The organism is Endozoicomonas montiporae CL-33, assembly GCF_001583435.1.
Lineage (GTDB): Bacteria > Pseudomonadota > Gammaproteobacteria > Pseudomonadales > Endozoicomonadaceae > Endozoicomonas_A > Endozoicomonas_A montiporae.
The window spans coordinates 5,101,223-5,120,311 of the sequence record NZ_CP013251.1 but is presented as its reverse complement, the minus strand read 5'-3'; the positions used below and the strand labels follow the sequence as shown (position 1 = coordinate 5,120,311).

Below are 19,089 nucleotides of genomic sequence, written 5' to 3'. Positions count from 1 at the left end.
GAACGAGTTTTTATGCTGTTACATTTTACAAAAATGCATGGGCTGGGTAACGACTTCATGGTGGTCGATATGGTCACTCAGTCGGTAAGGTTGCCCACGGATAAAATTCGCCGACTGGCAGATCGTCAGTTTGGCGTGGGCTTTGACCAGCTGTTGATTGTGGAACCACCCACCGATCCGGATATGGATTTTCGTTACCGTATTTTCAATGCCGATGGCAGCGAAGTAGAGCAATGTGGCAACGGTGCCCGTTGTTTTGCCAAATTTGTCAGGGATAAAAAGCTCATTGGTCGGGATACGATTCATGTGCAAACCGCTGGTGGCAATATTGAGCTGAATATTCTTGCCAATGGTGAAGTGTCGGTAGACATGGGTGTGCCCCGTTTAGTGCCGGAAGATATTCCCTTCAGGGCGCAGGAGCAACGGCCTACCTACGATCTGCGCATTGATGGTGAAGAATATGAAGTCAGCGCTGTTTCCATGGGTAACCCTCACGCGGTTTTGCAGGTAGACGATGTGAATCGTGCGCCTGTTGAGCGGCTGGGCTCTGTTATTGAACAACACAAACGTTTTCCTAAACGTTGTAATGTCGGGTTTATGCAGGTTCTCGATAAAGCCGAGATCAACCTCAGGGTATTTGAGCGGGGCGTTGGTGAAACTCTGGCCTGCGGCACCGGTGCCTGTGCCGCCGTGGTGGCCGGGCAATTGCAAGGGCTGCTGGGTGATGACGTTCGGGTCAATCTGCCCGGAGGCACATTGAACATTCATTGGCCGGGTGAAGGTCACTCCGTTATTATGACTGGAACTGCTTCCAGGGTATTTGAAGGACAAACCCGCTTATGACCGATTCAGCCACTCCTGAGTCCAGCGCAGCCATTCCGACACTTTCCAGTGACGAGTCTGACAAGAAACCGCTTGATGAGCTGACTTCTGCAGAAGTGGCTGAGTATCTGCAGCAGAATCCTGACTTTTTTATGGGACAGGATGATCTGCTGATGTCGTTAAGCCTTCCCCATCAGCGCGGCTCTGCCATTTCCCTTTATGAACGACAGCTGATGTTGCTCCGTGAGCGTAATGACGAGTTAAAACAACGTTTGAATCGTCTGATCAGTGTTGCTCACGATAACGACCGGCTGTTTGACAGCTCCCGCCGTCTGGTTCTGGCATTGATCGAAAGCCGCGATCTGGAGCAGGTTACAGAAACCCTTCGTGATGGGTTGGAAAACGACTTTGGTGTCGAGTTTCATGCCCTGATTCTGTTTAATAAAGAGCCTGTAGAGAGCCCGGTTCGTACTGAAAACCCCGATATTGCCAACTCGGTACTGGGTGAGTTGCTGGTGAACCTGAACGGTGGCCAGAAGGTGGTGTGCGGGCGTCTGGCAGAAAAAGAACTGGAATTTCTGTTTCCCAATGATCACCCCAATATTGGCTCTGTGGCGCTGTCTCCCCTGAACTTTCCCGATTCGGTGGGTGTGGTGGCGCTGGGCAGTCGTGATGAAAATCACTTCAGGGCATCCATGGGTAACCTGTTTCTGGGGTATTTAAGTGATGTACTCTGTCGTGTGTTAAGCCGGTTTATCTGATGCAGCCAAAAACACCCTTTCAGCAGGATGTTGATGCGTTTCTGGATTATCTGAAATTCGAGAAAAACAGCTCCCGCCACACACTGTCGGCTTACACCCGTGACTTGGCCAAACTGACGGTTTGGCTGGAAGCGCAAGCACTCTTTTCATGGTCTGATATTTCGGAAAAACGACTCAGGTACTGGCTGGCGGAATTGCACCGTCAGGGTTTACAGAGTAAAAGCCTGCAGAGGTTGCTGTCTTCTGTTCGTAGCCTGTTTCGCTACCTTAACCGTCAGGGAGTGGTTGAAGGTAATCCCGCCAAAGGTCTGTCAGCGCCTAAAGCCTCAAGAAAACTACCCGTAACACTCGACACCGATCAGATGCATGCGTTACTGGAAAACAGTGACGATGATCCGCTGGTGGTGAGAGATCAGGCCATGCTGGAGTTGTTTTATTCCTCAGGACTACGACTGTCCGAGTTGGTCGGACTGAATCTTGAGAGTTTTAAAGAAGAGTATCAGCAGGTCAAAGTTCTGGGCAAAGGCGGTAAGGAACGTTTATTACCGGTTGGCAGTAAAGCCAGAAATGCGGTTAAGCAATGGCTGACAGTTCGGGCAACGTTTCCGGTCAAAGACGAGCAGGCGATGTTTTTGTCGAAGCAGGGTGAGCGTATCAGTCAGCGACAGGTGCAAAACCGGGTTAAACGACAGGCGCAGGAGCAGGGCATGCCCACTTCGGTACACCCCCACATGCTCAGGCACTCATTTGCCAGTCATATGCTGGAGTCCAGTGGCGATCTCAGGGCGGTTCAGGAATTGCTGGGGCACAGTGATATTTCTACCACCCAGATTTACACTCACCTGGATTTTCAACATCTGGCCGATGTATACGACAAGGCACACCCAAGAGCCCGTAAAAAAAATAAAGATTAGTCGTGTAATTGCTCAAGAAGCAAAGTACGCTTGACGGGTTCAGCCTGTGGAGCTAATCGGTATGTCTATAGAAAATAATAAAGCCATCCACCTTCGGCAACGCCCTGAAGGTATCCCTTCTGAAGAGCATTTTGAACTGGTTCGTACACCGCTTGCCAAGATAAAAAAAGGTGAAGTGCTGGTAAAAAACCTCTGGATGTCTGTTGATCCGTACATGCGTGGTCGTATGACGGAACAGAAAAGCTACGTTGAACCTTTCGCTGTGGGTGAAGTGCTGGATGGCGGTGCCATTGGTGAAGTCATAGAGTCTGATAACCCGGCTTTTGCGGTGGGGAGCAAGGTGGCTCATATGAATGGCTGGCGAGAATATTTCGTCAGTAACGGTTCAGACTTACAGCCATTGCCAGACATGGGAGTGCCGGTGCAGGCATTTCTGGGGGTTTTGGGAATGCCGGGAATGACAGCGTATACAGGGCTGCTGAACATTGGTGAACTGAAAGAAGACGACCATGTTTTTGTATCGGCGGCTTCCGGTGCGGTTGGCTCCATTGTCTGCCAGATTGCCAAGTTAAAAGGCTGTCGTGTGGTGGGTAGTGTTGGCTCTGATGCCAAAGCGCATTATCTGATGTCCGAGCTTGGCGTTGATGCCGTGGTGAATTACAAGACGACAGACAACCTTCGTTCCGACATCATAAAGCATTGCCCCAATGGCATTGATGTTTATTTTGAAAATGTTGGCGGTGAACACTTCGAAGCTTTGCTTGATGTAATGAACGATCATGGTCGTATTGCGTTGTGTGGAATGATTGATCAATACAACGCGACAGCCCCTGCACCCGGTCCGGCTAATCTGGCTCAGATTCTGGTTAAAAGACTTAAGGTTCAGGGTTTTATTGTCACCGATCACTGGGATAGCTACCCTGCCTTTGTTCAGGAAATGGCGCAGTGGATTCAGGCTGAACAAGTCAGCTGGAAAGAAACCGTGTATCAGGGAATTGAAGAAGCGCCTGAAGCCTTTATCGGGTTGTTCTCGGGCAAAAATACGGGAAAAATGCTGGTCAAACTGACCTGACCATCGGGCTGTGTAGTTCTGCATTGTTTGACGTTAAGCAGTGCAGAAAACGCAAATACCAACAATACTCATAGGCGTTGATAACACTCTACAGGAGTTCATCAGATGCCTGCGAATACCGTTTTTCATCTTGGCATTACCCGTGACCAGCTAAAGGGAGCCAGTTTGGCTATTGTTCCCGGCGATCCTGCCCGGGTTGAACGCATTGCCAGTCAGATGGATAACCCGATATTTCTCAACAGTGTGCGGGAATATACATCGTGGCTGGCTGAGCTGAATGGTAAACCGGTTGTCGTCTGTTCTACCGGCATTGGCGGGCCATCAACGTCTATCGCTGTAGAAGAGCTGGCTCAGCTGGGTATCACAACCTTTCTACGGGTGGGCACTACGGGAGCCATTCAGGAACATATCGAACCCGGAAGTCTGATTGTCACCAATGCTTCAGTCCGTCTTGATGGTGCCAGCACTCATTTTGCCCCTATGGAATTTCCTGCGGTTGCTTCATTTGAATGCACCGAGGCGCTGGTGTCTGCCGTTCGTTCTGAATCAGCGGATTATCAGGTGGGCATTACTGCATCGTCTGATACGTTTTATCCCGGGCAGGAACGTTACGATACTGTGACAGGGCATGTTATCCGCCGTTTTCGGGGCTCTATGGAAGAGTGGCAGGCGCTTGGCGTGCTGAACTACGAAATGGAATCGGCTACATTGCTTACCATGTGTGCGGCCTCCGGATTAAAAGCTGGCTGTGTCGCTGCTGTGATCGTGAACCGAACCCGTCAGGAAATACCTGATGAGTCGAAAATTGCCGAGGCTGAAGCCAGAGCGGTCAGGGTGGTGGTGAATGCCGCTGATTTGCTTCTGGATCAGCAGTGAAAGAAGTCAGAAATAATCTTGACGGTTAAGTAGTTCCCTTATCCAGCAACCTGGACGGTTGCTGGAACTTCTCTATAAAAAATTTTGTCTCTACTATCAGAATAGTCTTTGAAAAGAACAGGATGTTGTTGAAAAGAGTTTAGGTGGATTATCTGAAAACACTGGTTATGTGGCTGCCGTTGTGTTGGACATCCCTGGTCCCAATAAAGGAGATCAGGATGCAGCTTCGGGTATTAAAAGCAAAACAAACAGGCGTGAAAGAGAAGAATATCTATATATAGATCAATTGAAGAAGTCATTGGAAAGTGCAGAGGGCGGAGCAGATTCTGATAGTAGCGACTTTAAAGCCCTGACCCAATTAGCGGAAAACTTTACAAAGTAATGATGCGAAAAGCCATGCTGGTTAGCATGGCTTTTCTATCGCTCTCAATTTAAATCAAAACAGCTGAAGCCAGATAGTAACCTGTCAGAGTCACCAGAATCACACCAATAATATTCAGGGCAAATCCTGCCTTGATCATATCCGAGATTTCCAGTTTGCCTGAACCAAAGACAATGGCGTTGGGTGGTGTGGCAACCGGCATCATAAAGGCACAGCTGGCTGCCAGTGCCGCCGGGACGGCCAGCATCATCGGGTCGATGCCCAGAGAAACACCCAGTGCGCCCATCAGGGGTAAAAAACCTGCGGCGGTGGCGGTATTACTGGTCAGCTCCGTCAGGAAAATAATCACGGTTACAACAAAAGCAACGACCAGCAGGATAGGCAGGCCGCCAACAATGCTCATGGCATCGGCAATCCAGTCCGCCAGACCTGTTGATTTGATCAGCGCTGCCAGTGTCAGGCCGCCCCCAAAGAGCAGAAGCACACCCCATGGAATCTGGGTCGCCTTGTCCCAGGTGAGAACGTAAATGCGTTCATCGCGATTCACCGGAACGATAAACAGGCTGATAGCCGCTGCCACCGCAATGCCGGCATCCGATAAGCCTGGCACATACCCTTTGAGCAAGGGGCGGAAAATCCACGCCATGGCGGTCAGGGCAAAAATGATCCCAATGGTTTTCTCACCACGCGTCAGTGGTCCCAGGTCGTCCAACTGCCCCCTGAGAACACTGCGGGCATCAGGACTTTCAGTGTCGTCTATTTTGAAGCTGACTTTGGTCAGCCAGCACCAGGTGGCAACCAGCATCATGAACGAAATGGGCAGTCCAACCATCATCCACTGGGCAAAACCGATATCAATGTTATACGTTTCATTAAGGAAGGCGGCCAGCAGAGCATTGGGGGGCGTGCCGATCAGCGTCGCAAGGCCGCCAATACTGGCACTGTAAGCTATAGACAGTAACAGCATTTTGGCAAAGCGTTCTTTATTTTCATCCGTACCTTTCATCATTGCCGCTACCGACAGCCCGATGGGTAACATCATGGCGCTGGTGGCGGTATTGGATACCCACATACTTAGAAATGCCGTGGCAAACATAAAACCAGCAACCTGACGGCTGGGTTTAACCCCGGTTGTCAGCATGATGTTCAGGGCAATGCGCTTATGCAGATCCCAGCGTTCCATTGCCATGCCGAGCATGAATCCGCCAAAGAACAGATAGATGGTGGGGTTGGCAAAAGGGGCTGTCACTTCGCGAATACTGGCAATGCCGAGCAATGGCACCACAACCATGGGGATCAGCGCTGTTACCGGAATGGGCACCACTTCTGAAACCCACCAGACAGCCATCAGGGTTGCAACACCAACCATGTACCAGGCGTCCTGTGTCATGCCCTGAGGTGGCGGGGTAATAATGGTCATAAATAAGATAATGGGACCGGCAAACAGTGAGGCCCAGTAGGATAATCCGGGCGCACCACGGGTGAAGGCAGAAGTAGCTGTAGTCATGAAGACCTCCTTTTTATTGTTATACCCTTCAGTGTGCGGGAACCTGTGAAATATTTTTTGATCTGGATCAGTTTTTTTGTGCGAGGTGTGAATTTTTCCAGAAAATAGAGGTCTACGGTTTGATAATTTTCAGGAATGATGCATTAACAGCAATTCATGTTTAGAAAATGGAACGGGTATAAGTGCACTACACGTAGGAGGCTGTCCGAGAATAGCGCCCGTAGCGAGGATCGTAGAAAATTGAGGATAAAAATTCGGTTTTGAGAGGAGAATAGCGAGCTATTTGACGAACAAAAGCGGATTTTCAGACCAATTTACTACGACCGCACGACGGCATGGATGCCGGAGCTAGGGCAACGCAGGAGCAGTTGCCGGTAGGGCAGACTATTCTCGGACAGACTCCTAGGGAGTGTTCTCAAATAACCGTCCAGTTCGCTTGTGGGTCGGTTCAAGATAACCAAATCGTGATGGCTACTCTGAAGTATCCCCATATATTTTGCCTTTTTCAGTCATTCATGTTGTAAACCTTTTCAGAGTATTGACTGATGGCAGCATATCGATGCCAGATTCTGGCACAATATGACTATTAAGGTCTTGGCTTCAGAGGTTCAAAGTGGCGAATATAAAAGATGTTGCCCGACTGGCAGGGGTTTCCATCTCCACAGTGTCACGTGTTGTCAATAACAGTGCTGGTGTTGTCCACAAGAAAAAAGAAGCCGTTTTGCGGGCGATGTCTGAGCTGGACTATAAGCCTAACAGCTTCGCCAAGGCACTGGTCAATCAGAAGTCGGATACCATTGGTCTGGTGGTCGGCGATCTTGGGGACCCGTTTTTCAGCCTGATGATGAAAGGGGTTGAAAAGGTGACAAATGCTCATGGTAAGCAGCTGTTAATCAATGCCGGACACCATAATCCTGAACAGGAACATAAAGCGATTCGCTCATTAATCGAACGGCGCTGCGACGCCCTGATTGTACATACTAAATCCCTGGCGGATTACCATGTGATGGAGCTGTTGCAGTCTCAGCCTGCTGCAGTGTTGATTAATCGTTTTATTCATGGCTTTGAAGGACGATGCATTCACCTGGATAATCTTAAGGCGGGTGAAATGGCAACCCGCTACCTTATTGAACATGGGCACAAGCGTATTGCGTTTTTATCCCGTGGCGCTGAATCCAGACACCTTGAGCTGGAAGATTCACGAAAACGATTGCAAGGTTATCAGGAAGCACTGATCAGTCACGGGATTATGCCGGATCGCAAGTTGGTGGCAGATAATCAGCCAGATGAAAAAGGCGGTTATCTGGGCACACTGGAGCTTCTGGAGCGAAAGGTCGATTTTACCGCAATTTTTGCTTATAACGACGCTATGGCAGCCGGTTGTATGACCGCTCTCAGGGAAAAGAAAATTCAGGTACCTGCGGATGTCTCTGTGTTAGGTTTTGATGATGTTTTGCTGGCAAAATACCTGAACCCCGAGCTTTCTACAGTACGTTATCCCATTGAAGAAATGGCGGCACAGTCCGCAGAGCTGGCACTGTCACTGTGTGACGGATTAGACTCAGGCAGCCCTCTTCTCGAGTTTGCGCCCGAGATCGTTAGCCGGGAGTCCGTTCGGCAGTTGTAACAAAGAGGCACTGAATCCCCGTTTACCTTCAGTCTGTCCATAGATCAAAAGCAAACACCGTTGTGTGATGGTATGTTTCGTCAGGCTTCAGTTCGGTTGACGGAAAATCGGGCTGATTAGGGGCATCCGGAAAGTGCTGGGTTTCCAGGCAGAAACCATCCTGCTGGTTATACCGGCGCCCTGCTTTTCCGGGGATATCCTCCAGAAAATTGCCCGTATAAAACTGCACACCCGGCTGAGTGGTTTTAACGGTCAGTCGGCGACCATTCCCGGGGTCTTTGACTATGGCACATTGTTTTATTGGAGAATTGTCCTGATTCAATACCCAGGTATGATCATATCCACGAGCTTGTAATAGCTGAAGATCATCAGCCGTTATATCCTGACCGATCATCTTGGGTTCTGTGAAATCAAAAGGTGTTCCTGCGACTGGGCGTATCTCGCCAAGTGGAATTGATGAGGCATTGGCAGGGACAAAACAGTCGGCAAATAACTGCACCTCATGTTCGAGGCAATTGCCTGAGCCTTTAAGATTAAAATAAGAATGGTTGGTGAGGTTTACGACGGTTGTCTTGTCAGTAACAGCGCGATAGTTGATAGTCAGTTCATCCCGGTTATTCAGGCAGTAGGTCACCTCACAGTCCAGATTACCCGGATAACCTTCTTCACCGTCGGGTGACTGATAACGCAGAATCAGTCGGGATTCAGAATCGTTATGCTCTGCGCTGACAGACCAGATGCGCTCATTAAACCCACGACTACCACCGTGTAAATGGTTGGGGCCATTGTTGCAGGCCAGTTGATAGCGCCTGCTATCAATGACTAACTGACCTTCCCTGATTCGGTTGGCATGACGGCCGCACAGGGCTCCGAGATAGGCTGATTGATGTTCGTAGTCAGCAACACTGTCACAACCGAGCACAATATCCGCAAAGTGACCGTTCTTATCCGCCGTTTTCAGGCTCTGGATAATACCACCAAGATTCAGAATCGACACCTCAGTTCCCTGAGCGTTTGTCATGGTGTAGCGGGTAACCGTTTCACCTCGTGAAGTTTGACCAAAATACGCTTGTTTGATTGTCATAGTCAGCACAAAAAGTAGAAAAAAAACGCCGGTCAGAACCGGCGTGAGTCGTGGGAAGCTATTAATACCAATTCCGTCTTCTAAACATGAATTGGTATAAGACAATAAAAAGGGTTGCAGATACCTTTTTATTGTCGGGTTTCTGTTACCAGTTTCGCCGTAAAGCATCGCCCAATCGGGCGGTGATATAAGGCGGGAACGCAGAGCGTTCCGGTTGAGTATTTGTACGTAGCTTGCTACTCTTGCTTCTGTCTCTTGTAGACCTACCGTGGGGCACACGGGATGTCAAGTCTGCGGAGTTTGTGTGAGACTTGGGGAGCATGGGTTGATTCGCCATCGTAAAAGCTCCCGCTGCGGAGCTTTTATGCGATAACCAAGCCTGCTCCCTGAGCAACGAACTGTGAAACAGAAACGTTCTTGAGCGATCAAGAACCCTCGCCCGATAGGGCGGGGAGAGTCAGAGCACAGAGGCACCCTGGCTGGCCTTGCAGACATAAATATCAGCGACCAGTCCGGTCATGGTTTTATAGTGGCTATCAATGGCCTGTTTGATCGCTTCAATCTTGCTTTCCGGAGCCAGGGCAACCACGCAACCTCCAAAGCCGCCACCGGTCATGCGAACGCCGCCTTCGTCGCCAATGACTGCCTTGACGATATCGACAATGGCGTCAATCTCGGGCACCGTAATTTCAAAATCATCCCGCATGGATGCGTGGGACGCAGCCATCAGCTCACCCATACGTCTCAGGTCACCCTTTGGCATCACTTCCGCAGCTTCCAGGGTTCTGACGTCTTCTGTTACCACATGAAGAGCCCGGCGATATGCCACTTCATCAAGCTCGTCTTTACGGGCTTCCAGCATGTCGACACTGATGTCCCTGAGAGCCTTCACTTCAAAATGTCTGGCTACGGCCTCACACTGTTGACGACGAGTGTTGTATTCCGAATCAACCAGCCCACGCTGTTTGTTGGAGTTGATAATCACTACTGCGGCGCCTTCCGGAATTGCAACCGAGCGGGTATCCAGACTTCGGCAGTCCAGCAGCATGGCGTGGCCTTCCTCACCACGGGCTGACACCATCTGATCCATAATGCCGCAGTTAACACCAACGAATTGGTTTTCAGCTTCCTGACCAATTAAAGCCAGGTCTTTCAGACTGACATCATGACCGGCCATGCGTGTCAATGCCAACCCGGCGCAAACCTCCAGGCAGGCAGATGATGACAGCCCGGCACCCTGAGGTACGTTACCGATGATTGCCATATTGGCACCCTTCAGCTCCAGTCCCCGTTCCAGCAGAGCGGTTGCCACGCCTCTGACGTAGTTGCTCCAGCTGGCGTTTTCACTGGACTCAATGGGCAGGGCCAGTTCAAATTCGGTGGTTTGTCCGTCAAAAGCTGCCGCTGTTACAACAATCTTCTGATCGTCTCTTGGGGTAGCTGCAATGATGGCCTGGTAGTCAATGGCGCAGGGCAGTACAAAACCGTCGTTATAATCGGTGTGCTCACCAATCAGGTTGACCCGTCCCGGAGCCTGATAAAATAACTCGGGCTGTGCTCCAAAGGTTTTCTCAAACAGGGCAGTTAATTGTTGTTTCATATCCATGGCTCTTAATTTCTGTAAAGAGTGCCTGTCAGGCGTTCAGATAATGGGTTTCAGGCAAATCACGCAGGCGCTCGGCTGCCTGTTCTGCGGTCAGGTCCCGCTGGGATTCTGCCAGCATTTCAAAGCCCACCATAAATTTACGGACTGTAGCGGAGCGCAGTAGCGGTGGATAAAAATGTGCGTGCAATTGCCAGTGTTCACAGTTTTCCTGTAGATAGCTGCCATCACCTGTTGGTGCACCATGCCAGCCCATGGAGTACGGGAAAGAGGTCTGGAACAGGTTGTCGTATTTTGTCGTCAGACGTTTGATAATATCTGCCAGTGTCGTACGTTCAGCGTCTGTCAGGTCCGGCATTCTCAAAATATGACGCTTGGGCAACAACAGGGTTTCAAATGGCCAGGCTGCCCAGTACGGAACAACGGCAATCCAGTCATCATTCTCAACCACTGTTCGCTCACCAGACTCTGACTCCTGTCGGGCATATTCAACCAGCATGTTAGTGTTTTTGTCGGTCAGCCATTGTCTCTGGTTGTCGTCTTCCTTGCGTGCTTCATTGGGGAGAAAACTGCTGGCCCATATCTGCCCGTGGGGGTGAGGGTTGGAACAGCCCATTGCCGCCCCCTTGTTCTCAAATAGCTGCACCCATGGATATTGGCTGCCCAGTTCTGTTACCTGTTCAGACCAGACATCCACGACCTGTCGAATCTCTTCAACACTCAGCTGTGGCAGGGTTTTGCTGTGATCCGGTGAAAAGCAGATCACCTTTGCCTCGCCACGGGCACCGGATGACCGGAACAGGTCTGACTCGCCGGCGGCATCTGGCGTATCGGTCAGCAGTGCCGGAAAATCATTGGCAAAGACATAAGGCCGGGTGTAGTCCGGATTACTGTCTCCGGTAATTCGCTCGTTGCCGGGGCAGAGGTAGCAGTCCGGATCGTGAGCCGGACGAATGTCGTTTGCTGTCTTTTCTACCTGTCCCTGCCATGGTCGTTTAGCACGGTGAGGAGAAACCAGAATCCAGTCACCTGACAGGGGGTTATAGCGGCGATGCGGGTGATCGACTGGATTAAATTTCATAGAATTCACGCTTTACTTCCTTTATTCGTTCTATTCGCTGTAGCCATCTGGATTTGAGGTTTGCCATTTCCAGGTGTCAGCGGTCATTTCCGCAATAGTTCGGGAGGCTTTCCAGCCGAGCTTTTCGTTGGCGCAGGATGGGTCTGCATAGCATTCGGCAATATCCCCCGGACGGCGTTCGACAATTTTATGGGAAATGCTGTGGCCACAGGCGACTTCAAAAGCACTCAGCATTTCCAATACGCTGCTGCCATTTCCGGTACCCAGGTTGTAAGTGTGAACGCCGGTATCGCTCCAGTGGGTTTTCAGAGCTGCAAGATGCCCTTCAGCCAGATCGACAACATGGATATAGTCACGAATGCCAGTGCCGTCTTCTGTCGGGTAATCACCGCCGTATACATTCAGCAGCTCACGCTTGCCAACAGCTACCTGGGCAATAAATGGCATCAGGTTGTTGGGAATGCCATTAGGGTCTTCACCGATCATGCCGCTTTCGTGCGCGCCAACCGGATTAAAATAGCGTAGCAGGCTAAAGTTCCAGCGGTTGTCAGACACATACAGGTCTTTCAGCATGTCCTCGACAACCAGTTTGGTGCGCCCGTAAGGATTGGTTGGTGTGCCAGTAGGGGAATCTTCACGGACAGGAACGGTTTCCGGATCTCCGTAGACGGTGGCTGATGAGCTGAAGACCAGATGACGTACATCGAATTCATTCATGACTTCCAGCAGGCAGCGAGTACCATTGACATTGTTGTCATAATATTTCATTGGCAGCCGGGTTGATTCGCCCACTGCCTTCAAGCCTGCAAAATGAACGACAGCTTCAATGGGATAGGATGAAAAGACTTTTCTCAGCCCTGAAATATCGCGGATATCTACATTTTTAAAAACAATTTCACGACCAGCAAGGTGTGATACTCGTTTCAGGGATTCTTCCTTGGCGTTGCATAAATTATCAACGACAACAACATCATATCCAGCCTGCAAAAGCTCAAGGCATGTATGGCTGCCAATGTAACCTGCTCCACCTGTGACCAGAATGCTCATGTCATTATTGTCCGTACTTGTTTAAAGTTGTGAATATCGTAACGTAGTGAACAACTCGATAATTTGATTTATGTCAATGTTGAAAATGTTTTCAAAATTTTCAACAAATAATCAATAGTCATGGTTCTGTCTACAAAAAATCAGGGTGAGTAAAAAATTGAAGAGCCACACAACGCCTCTCAGGTTTGGGTACTGCATACAGAAGTACTGTTGCGCTTAACAAAGGAGGGGATCAGGATATGTTCCCGGATGAATGACGATTGATCCGATTCATTCTGTCCAGTCAGTTTTAGCGACAGCCTGGCAGCCTGTTCCGCCATGGCGGCAGCAGGATAGCGCACAGTAGAGAGCTTTGGATTCAGGTAGCCTGCGATGATCAGGTCGTCAAATCCGACAACGGATATATTGTCCGGGCACTTGATTCCGTTTTCCGCAAGAGCCGCCAGAGCTCCTGCTGCCATAATATCGTTGTACGACACAATCGCTGTCAGGGGCAGCTTTTTGGCAAGCAGGTTATAAGTCGCCAGCCTTCCGCCTTCTTCCGAAGGATAGCAGGAAGAAATAAACTGCTCATCAATAGTAAGACCGAATTCAGTCAATGCCTGTTTATAACCTGCCAATCGATCAACAGCGTCGTCTATATCCTGTTCAGAGCATAAACAACCGATGTTCCGGTGGCCTTTGTTCAACAGATGTCTCGTTGCAATGTAACCACCGTGGACATTATCCAGTGCAATACAGCGATGACGAATTGATTTGATGTAACGATTGATAAGAATCAGTCCCGGTATCTGACTGGCATACTCAATCAGTTCGTCATCAGTCAGCCATTTGCTGTGAATGATGGCATGATCACAGTAACTCACTAACTGTTTAATGGCCTGCCGTTCAGTCTCGACACTGTATTGACTGCTCAAAACAAGAAGTCTTTTGTCGTTTTTTTGGGCGACACTTTCTACTCCTTTCAGTATCTGACCAAAAAAAGGTTCGGATACATCAGAAACCATGACGCCAATCATATTTGCTGACTGTTTATTACTACTGGTCTTATAACCCAGTTTGGCAATAGCCTGATGAACGGCAGTGGTCGCTGCACTGCTTGTATTCGACTGGCGATTGATCACCCTTGATACGGTTGCCGTAGACACATTGGCCTCTCTGGCAACATCCTTTATCGAAACCATACTTTTCCATTAACCATTAGTTTTATAGTCGGCACTTGATTCGGCCAATCCGCCGGGAGGCTGTCCGAGAATAGCCGGGTATTGCCTGATTTGGTGCTTTATACCTTCCGAAGTATACGGTTGCAAACCAATGCCGGTTATCAAAACGACAGCTTTTCAGTCTCTTTGCCGGATTTTGTTCTGATAAAAAATGTTAAGCCTCGACGAGCGGCTGCATCACTGGAATTGGCTATATCCGGAACCAAAAATGTAAACGTTACATTATATAAGCCCTTTTTTATAGGCTTTTATATAGGCTTTTTAGATTTTGTTACCATCTTTATGTAAACGTTACATGAAGTTGATCTGTGTCAGTATGTTCGTCTGCACTTGTGTTTATGATCGCTTCTGAAAAAGTATGGGCACCCTGGTTTGGTCAGGCCTGTGCAGTGCTGTTGCATTGATCCGGTTAGATTGAATGTAACGTTACATAGAGCGACTGATTACAGAGTAAATGATGAGTTTGTTGATTCGCCGGGATTGGGAAAATCCAGAAATAACCTCTTGGAACCGTTTGAAAGCGCATTCACCATTGCAAAGCTGGTCATCAGAAGCTTCTGCATTGAACGGTGTGACCAGTGACAGAAAAATCTCGCTGAATGGTGACTGGGATTTCAGTTTGTTTCCTTCACCAGAAGCAGTGCCGGCCAGTTTTCCTGAAAATGGTGTTGCAGAGTCCGGAACCATAAAGGTTCCCGGCAACTGGCAAACCCAGGGGCACGACAAGCCAATTTACACCAATGTCAAATACCCTTTTCCTTGCAAGCCTCCCTTTGTTCCTGAAGAAAATCCAACCGGCTGTTACTCAACCACTTTTCAGTTGCCTGAAGACTGGGAAGCAGGCAGCCAGACCCGAATTATCTTTGACGGGGTAAACAGTGCTTTTTATCTCTGGTGCAATGGCGCGATGGTTGGTTACTCGCAGGACAGCCGTCTGGCCGCTGCATTTGACCTGTCACCCTATCTGCAGTCTGGAGAGAATCGTCTGTGCGTTATGGTGATTCGCTGGTCCGATGGCAGTTATCTGGAAGATCAGGATATGTGGTGGCTCAGCGGTATTTATCGCTCAGTCTCCCTGTTGAACAAACCTGCCAGTCATATTACCGATGTGCGAATTACACCGGATCTGGATCATGCCCGTAATCAGGGTTCTCTGAACATCGTCGTTGATACCTGCCAGAGTGAAGATCTGTCTGTACGAACCACGCTCTATTCGGGTCAGACGGTTGTTTGCACCAGAACCGAGCCTGTTGGAACCCGTCCGGTGGACGAAAAGGGCGGTTTTGATGACCGCTGCTTCATCGAACTGGATATCGCTTCTCCAAAATTATGGAGTGCAGAAGAACCCAATCTTTACCGTCTTACGGTTACCCTGATCGATACCACCAGCGGGAAAGCAATCGAAACAGAAGCTTACAACGTGGGCTTTCGTAAAGTTGAGATCAAAGATGGTCTGCTAACCCTGAACGGCTCACCGCTGATGATCCGGGGGGTTAACAAGCACGAACACAACCCTGCTACTGGTCACTTTGAAACCGTTGAAGATGTAAGAGAACACCTGCTGCTGATCAAGCAGAATAATTTCAATGCTGTGCGCTGCTCCCATTATCCTCACCAGCCTGCATTTTACGAGTTATGCGACGAGCTGGGTCTTTATGTGGTGGATGAAGCCAACATTGAAACCCACGGTATGAAGCCAATGGGTAAGCTGGCAGATGATCCCCGCTGGCTGAGTGCCTTTATGGAGCGTACGACCCGTATGGTGGCCCGCGACTTTAACCATCCGTCCATTATTATCTGGTCGCTGGGTAACGAGTCCGGTTACGGTGCAGCCCATGATGCCATGTACCAGTGGATCAAACGGACAGACCCATCACGCCCTGTACAGTATGAAGGTGGCGGTGCCAATACCGCAGCAACAGACATCATCTGTCCGATGTATGCCCGGACTGATCAGGATCTGCCCCAGCCGTGGTTTGATGCACCAAAGTGGGCATTGAACAAATGGGTGGGCAAGCCCAATGAAAACCGCCCTGTCATTTTGTGCGAATACGCCCATGCCATGGGTAACAGTCTGGGTGGTTTCGCCGAGTACTGGGAAGCATTCCGTAAGCATGAGCAGTTGCAGGGTGGCTTTATCTGGGACTGGGTTGACCAGGGGCTGGATAAATACGACGACAACGGCAAACACTACTGGGCTTATGGCGGTGACTTTGGTGATGAGATCAATGATCGTCAGTTCTGCATCAATGGCCTGGTATTTCCGGATAAAACGCCTCATCCAACGCTTTTTGAAGCAAAGCGGGCACAGCAACCGTTTACCTTTGAATTGACTGAGGGCGATAGTCTGACACTGGATGTGATCAGCGAATACTGCTTTGTCGAAACCGATAATCACAGGCTGCACTGGGAGCTTGTGGCCGGTAAAGAGACCGGGATTGAAGGCGAGCGACTGGCATCGGGTGAAGTGGATCTGAATATTGCACCGGGCAAGCGTCAGCAGATCACTATTGACAGATCGGCTATCGGCAACGGGGCTTTGCCACGGCTGAACATTGTGATTAAACAGCCTGAAGCAACTGCCTGGTCGCAAGCCGGTCATGAAGTAGCTTGTCAGCAGTTTATGCTGCGCGAACCGCTAACCGTTAATCGCAGTCCGGTCAGCAGGAAAACAGCTGTTATCAGTGAAACTCAGACGGATTATGCCATCACTGCAGGTAACAGCCAGTGGCTGCTGAGTAAAGAGAAAGGACAACTGACCAGCTGGATTAAAGACGACAAAGAACAACTGCTTTCGCCTTTGCAGGATAACTTTTTCCGGGCGCCCCTGGATAACGATATTGGTGTCAGTGAAGTTGACCGCCCAGATCCTAATGCATGGATGGCGCGTTGGCAGAGAGCCGGGCTGTTTGATCTGGTGCATCGATGTGCGGGGACTCACTGTGACCATGAACGGGGAACGGTGATTGCCCATCACGAATATTTTGCCCATGAGCAGGCGAAGCACCCTGTTATCAAAACGTCATGGACTTATCAGTTCACTGTTGATGGTGAGGCAGACATTGCTGTAGAGGTTCAGCTTGACCCGTCGTTACCACCGCTGCCACGGGTAGGTGCAAGTCTGCGGCTGAAACAGAAGCCTGACGTAGTGACCTGGCTGGGGCGCGGTCCTCACGAGAACTACCCTGACCGTAAACTGAGTGCAGACTTCGGTGTGTGGTCAGAAACGCCTGCTGCTATGCACACGCCCTATATTTTCCCGAGTGAAAATGGCCTGCGTTGTGATACTCGCCACATGTCGTTGGGTGATGCAACGGTGAAAGGTGATTTTCACTTCAGTGTCAGCCCATATGGTCAGGCGCAACTGGCCAGGGCGTTGCACACCAATGAGCTGGAAGAGTGTGAAGGCCTGTTTGTTTATCTGGATGGTTTCCATATGGGGATTGGCGGTGATGATTCCTGGTCACCGAGTATTCGTCCGGAATACCAGTTGAAAGCCTCTTTCTATCAATGGCAGTTTGAATTGTCCTGAGTTGTGTGGGACCGGGGTCACCGCTTCAGGTGATTCCCGGTCGCTATTTACTGTCACTATCTACAGTCGCTATTCAAGATCGCGATCACAGAATTCTTTTTTCACCATTCCGTCTGGTGAGAGATGAAGGTTACTTATCACTTTTTTGGGGGTAAAACGGGTAATGAGTACGCAAGCTAAAAACCAGCATATATCGCTGGGCACCAAGTTTTCTTACGGGCTGGGAGCCCTGGGTAAAGACTTTGGTTGTGCACCCATCTATATCTTTTTGATGTTTTATTACACCGATGTCGTCGGTCTCTCTGCAGCGTTTGTGGGCACACTGTTTCTGGTCGCCCGGGTTATTGATGCGTTCACTGATCCTCTGATGGGGATGATTGTGGATAATACCCGGTCCCGTTTTGGCAAGTTCCGCCCATGGGTGCTGATCGGAACACTGATTAACGCTGTCGTATTGATCATGCTGTTCAGTGCACACCGTTATGACGGAACCTTTGTGTATATTTATGCCGCGCTGACCTATATCCTCTGGGGTGTGACGTACACCATTATGGATATTCCTTACTGGTCCATTATTCCTTCACTGTCTTCTGAACGTTCCGAGCGCGAACATCTGGTGGTCTGGCCGCGTATTTTCGCCAGCATTGCCTGGACGCTGGTTGGTGGTTATGGCCTTTATACCGTTGGCATTCTGGGCGGTGGTGATCAGGGGCAGGGCTTCTTCCTGGCGAGTATCGGCATTGCGGTTCTGTTTATTGCCAGTGCCTTGCTGGTTTTCTTCCGGGTTAAGGAAAAGACAGACTCCGGCAAAGTAGCCAAAGAGAAGTTTACTATCCGTGACGTTAAAAAGATCATTGGTGAAAACGATCAGCTGAAGTCCCTGATTGGTTTTGTTCTGTCGTTTAATATCGCCATGCAGCTGATCGGCGGCTTTGGTATCTATTACTTCTCTTACGCTATTGGTGAGCCAGCACTGTTCCCGATGTTTATGCTGGTTGCCGGTGCTGCCGAATTTACCGGTATCTTCCTGTTCCCATGGATTTCCAAAGTGGTTAACCGTCGCTTTATGTGGCCCCTGGCGTGTGGCTTCCCGATTCTGTGCTGTGCCGTTCTCTACATGGGTAGCGTGATTGCACCACAGAGTGCCATTCTGGTGGGTATCGCCGGTGCTGCAATGAAGTTTGGTAATGGTCTGTTTAACGGCCTGTCTACCGTCATGCTGGCGGATGTTGTGGACTACGGCGAAGAGAAAACAGGCATGCGCAGTGAAAGTGTCATTTTCTCGGTTCAAACCATGCTGGTAAAAGCAGCCGGTGCCATGGCGGGCTTCCTGATCGGTTCCGGCCTGACTCTGGTTGGCTACGTTGCTAACGAAATCCAGACACCGGATACCGTTATGGGGCTGAAGGTTCTGATGCTGCTGGTACCGGCGATTCTGGTTGGCCTGAGCGCACTGATTTACAAGAAGACCTATCGTCTGGACAAGCGTTTTCAGGACAACGTTGACGCTAACAACGCTTCCTATGCCTGATTAACACAGGCGCTTCCCCTCATCCGG

General features: G+C 49.8%; 15 protein-coding genes. 9 read left to right on the top strand and 6 right to left on the bottom strand.

Translation table 11 applies throughout. The features are described from left to right. Positions 1 to 12: 12 nt before the first annotated feature. From dapF to EZMO1_RS23600, 6 genes are all read left to right on the top strand, one after another. Complete coding sequence (gene dapF / locus EZMO1_RS23625) at positions 13 to 843, top strand: diaminopimelate epimerase (RefSeq protein WP_034877842.1); 831 nt, start codon at positions 13 to 15, stop codon at positions 841 to 843. Continuing rightward, on the top strand, positions 840 to 1,583 hold the full coding sequence (locus EZMO1_RS23620; RefSeq protein WP_034877843.1) for a DUF484 family protein: 744 nt from the start codon (positions 840 to 842) through the stop codon (positions 1,581 to 1,583). The genes dapF and EZMO1_RS23620 overlap by 4 nt, the downstream gene beginning before the upstream one ends. Then, the gene (gene xerC / locus EZMO1_RS23615) at positions 1,583 to 2,497 is read left to right on the top strand and encodes a tyrosine recombinase XerC (protein ID WP_034877844.1); all 915 of its coding nucleotides are present in this window, start codon (positions 1,583 to 1,585) and stop codon (positions 2,495 to 2,497) included. The genes EZMO1_RS23620 and xerC overlap by 1 nt, the downstream gene beginning before the upstream one ends. Before the next feature lie 61 nt (positions 2,498 to 2,558). Next, positions 2,559 to 3,569, top strand: a complete 1,011-nt coding sequence (locus tag EZMO1_RS23610) for an NADP-dependent oxidoreductase (protein WP_034877845.1) — start codon at positions 2,559 to 2,561, stop codon at positions 3,567 to 3,569. Between the two features lie 105 nt (positions 3,570 to 3,674). After that, positions 3,675 to 4,445 carry a uridine phosphorylase gene (gene udp / locus EZMO1_RS23605; RefSeq protein ID WP_034877846.1) on the top strand — a complete coding sequence of 257 codons (771 nt, stop codon included), beginning with the start codon at positions 3,675 to 3,677 and terminating at the stop codon, positions 4,443 to 4,445. Positions 4,446 to 4,614: 169 nt separating this feature from the next. Continuing rightward, complete coding sequence (locus tag EZMO1_RS23600) at positions 4,615 to 4,827, top strand: hypothetical protein (protein WP_034877847.1); 213 nt, start codon at positions 4,615 to 4,617, stop codon at positions 4,825 to 4,827. 49 nt (positions 4,828 to 4,876) lie between these two features. On the opposite strand, the gene EZMO1_RS23595 is transcribed toward EZMO1_RS23600, so the two are convergent. After that, on the bottom strand, positions 4,877 to 6,334 hold the full coding sequence (locus EZMO1_RS23595; protein ID WP_034877848.1) for an SLC13 family permease: 1,458 nt from the start codon (positions 6,332 to 6,334) through the stop codon (positions 4,877 to 4,879). A gap of 613 nt (positions 6,335 to 6,947) precedes the next feature. On the opposite strand from EZMO1_RS23595, the gene EZMO1_RS23585 reads away from it, so the two are divergent. Beyond that, the gene (locus tag EZMO1_RS23585) at positions 6,948 to 7,961 is read left to right on the top strand and encodes a LacI family DNA-binding transcriptional regulator (RefSeq protein WP_034877851.1); all 1,014 of its coding nucleotides are present in this window, start codon (positions 6,948 to 6,950) and stop codon (positions 7,959 to 7,961) included. Between the two features lie 28 nt (positions 7,962 to 7,989). Here the strand turns inward: EZMO1_RS23585 and EZMO1_RS23580 are convergent, their stop codons facing one another. From EZMO1_RS23580 to EZMO1_RS23560, 5 genes are all read right to left on the bottom strand, one after another. After that, the gene (locus EZMO1_RS23580; protein ID WP_034877852.1) at positions 7,990 to 9,045 is read right to left on the bottom strand and encodes an aldose epimerase family protein; all 1,056 of its coding nucleotides are present in this window, start codon (positions 9,043 to 9,045) and stop codon (positions 7,990 to 7,992) included. 457 nt (positions 9,046 to 9,502) lie between these two features. Continuing rightward, positions 9,503 to 10,645: a galactokinase gene (gene galK / locus EZMO1_RS23575; protein WP_236632059.1), complete on the bottom strand. Its 1,143-nt coding sequence runs from the start codon at positions 10,643 to 10,645 to the stop codon at positions 9,503 to 9,505. Between the two features lie 34 nt (positions 10,646 to 10,679). Next, positions 10,680 to 11,729, bottom strand: a complete 1,050-nt coding sequence (locus tag EZMO1_RS23570; RefSeq protein WP_034877855.1) for a UDP-glucose--hexose-1-phosphate uridylyltransferase — start codon at positions 11,727 to 11,729, stop codon at positions 10,680 to 10,682. Between the two features lie 30 nt (positions 11,730 to 11,759). Continuing rightward, positions 11,760 to 12,776 (bottom strand): UDP-glucose 4-epimerase GalE, encoded by a 1,017-nt coding sequence (gene galE, locus EZMO1_RS23565; RefSeq protein WP_034877856.1) that lies wholly within the window; start codon positions 12,774 to 12,776, stop codon positions 11,760 to 11,762. A gap of 179 nt (positions 12,777 to 12,955) precedes the next feature. Continuing rightward, positions 12,956 to 13,960 carry a LacI family DNA-binding transcriptional regulator gene (locus tag EZMO1_RS23560; protein WP_034877857.1) on the bottom strand — a complete coding sequence of 335 codons (1,005 nt, stop codon included), beginning with the start codon at positions 13,958 to 13,960 and terminating at the stop codon, positions 12,956 to 12,958. A gap of 493 nt (positions 13,961 to 14,453) precedes the next feature. Between EZMO1_RS23560 and EZMO1_RS23550 the strand changes: the two genes are divergently transcribed. Both EZMO1_RS23550 and melB read left to right on the top strand, forming a co-directional pair. After that, positions 14,454 to 17,531, top strand: a complete 3,078-nt coding sequence (locus EZMO1_RS23550) for a beta-galactosidase (RefSeq protein ID WP_201772215.1) — start codon at positions 14,454 to 14,456, stop codon at positions 17,529 to 17,531. 163 nt (positions 17,532 to 17,694) lie between these two features. Then, the gene (melB, locus tag EZMO1_RS23545) at positions 17,695 to 19,062 is read left to right on the top strand and encodes a melibiose:sodium transporter MelB (protein ID WP_034877860.1); all 1,368 of its coding nucleotides are present in this window, start codon (positions 17,695 to 17,697) and stop codon (positions 19,060 to 19,062) included. Positions 19,063 to 19,089: the final 27 nt, after the last annotated feature.

What these genes read in the sequence shown, in the direction of transcription:
- galK (WP_236632059.1), bottom strand. Translation starts at nt 10,645, where the DNA reads ATGAAACAACAATTAACTGCCCTGTTTGAGAAAACCTTTGGAGCACAG.
- EZMO1_RS23570 (WP_034877855.1), bottom strand. Translation starts at nt 11,729, where the DNA reads ATGAAATTTAATCCAGTCGATCACCCGCATCGCCGCTATAACCCCCTG.
- EZMO1_RS23620 (WP_034877843.1), top strand. Translation starts at nt 840, where the DNA reads ATGACCGATTCAGCCACTCCTGAGTCCAGCGCAGCCATTCCGACACTT.
- EZMO1_RS23580 (WP_034877852.1), bottom strand. Translation starts at nt 9,045, where the DNA reads ATGACAATCAAACAAGCGTATTTTGGTCAAACTTCACGAGGTGAAACG.
- EZMO1_RS23610 (WP_034877845.1), top strand. Translation starts at nt 2,559, where the DNA reads ATGTCTATAGAAAATAATAAAGCCATCCACCTTCGGCAACGCCCTGAA.
- EZMO1_RS23560 (WP_034877857.1), bottom strand. Translation starts at nt 13,960, where the DNA reads ATGGTTTCGATAAAGGATGTTGCCAGAGAGGCCAATGTGTCTACGGCA.
- melB (WP_034877860.1), top strand. Translation starts at nt 17,695, where the DNA reads ATGAGTACGCAAGCTAAAAACCAGCATATATCGCTGGGCACCAAGTTT.
- udp (WP_034877846.1), top strand. Translation starts at nt 3,675, where the DNA reads ATGCCTGCGAATACCGTTTTTCATCTTGGCATTACCCGTGACCAGCTA.
- EZMO1_RS23550 (WP_201772215.1), top strand. Translation starts at nt 14,454, where the DNA reads ATGATGAGTTTGTTGATTCGCCGGGATTGGGAAAATCCAGAAATAACC.
- dapF (WP_034877842.1), top strand. Translation starts at nt 13, where the DNA reads ATGCTGTTACATTTTACAAAAATGCATGGGCTGGGTAACGACTTCATG.
- galE (WP_034877856.1), bottom strand. Translation starts at nt 12,776, where the DNA reads ATGAGCATTCTGGTCACAGGTGGAGCAGGTTACATTGGCAGCCATACA.
- xerC (WP_034877844.1), top strand. Translation starts at nt 1,583, where the DNA reads ATGCAGCCAAAAACACCCTTTCAGCAGGATGTTGATGCGTTTCTGGAT.
- EZMO1_RS23595 (WP_034877848.1), bottom strand. Translation starts at nt 6,334, where the DNA reads ATGACTACAGCTACTTCTGCCTTCACCCGTGGTGCGCCCGGATTATCC.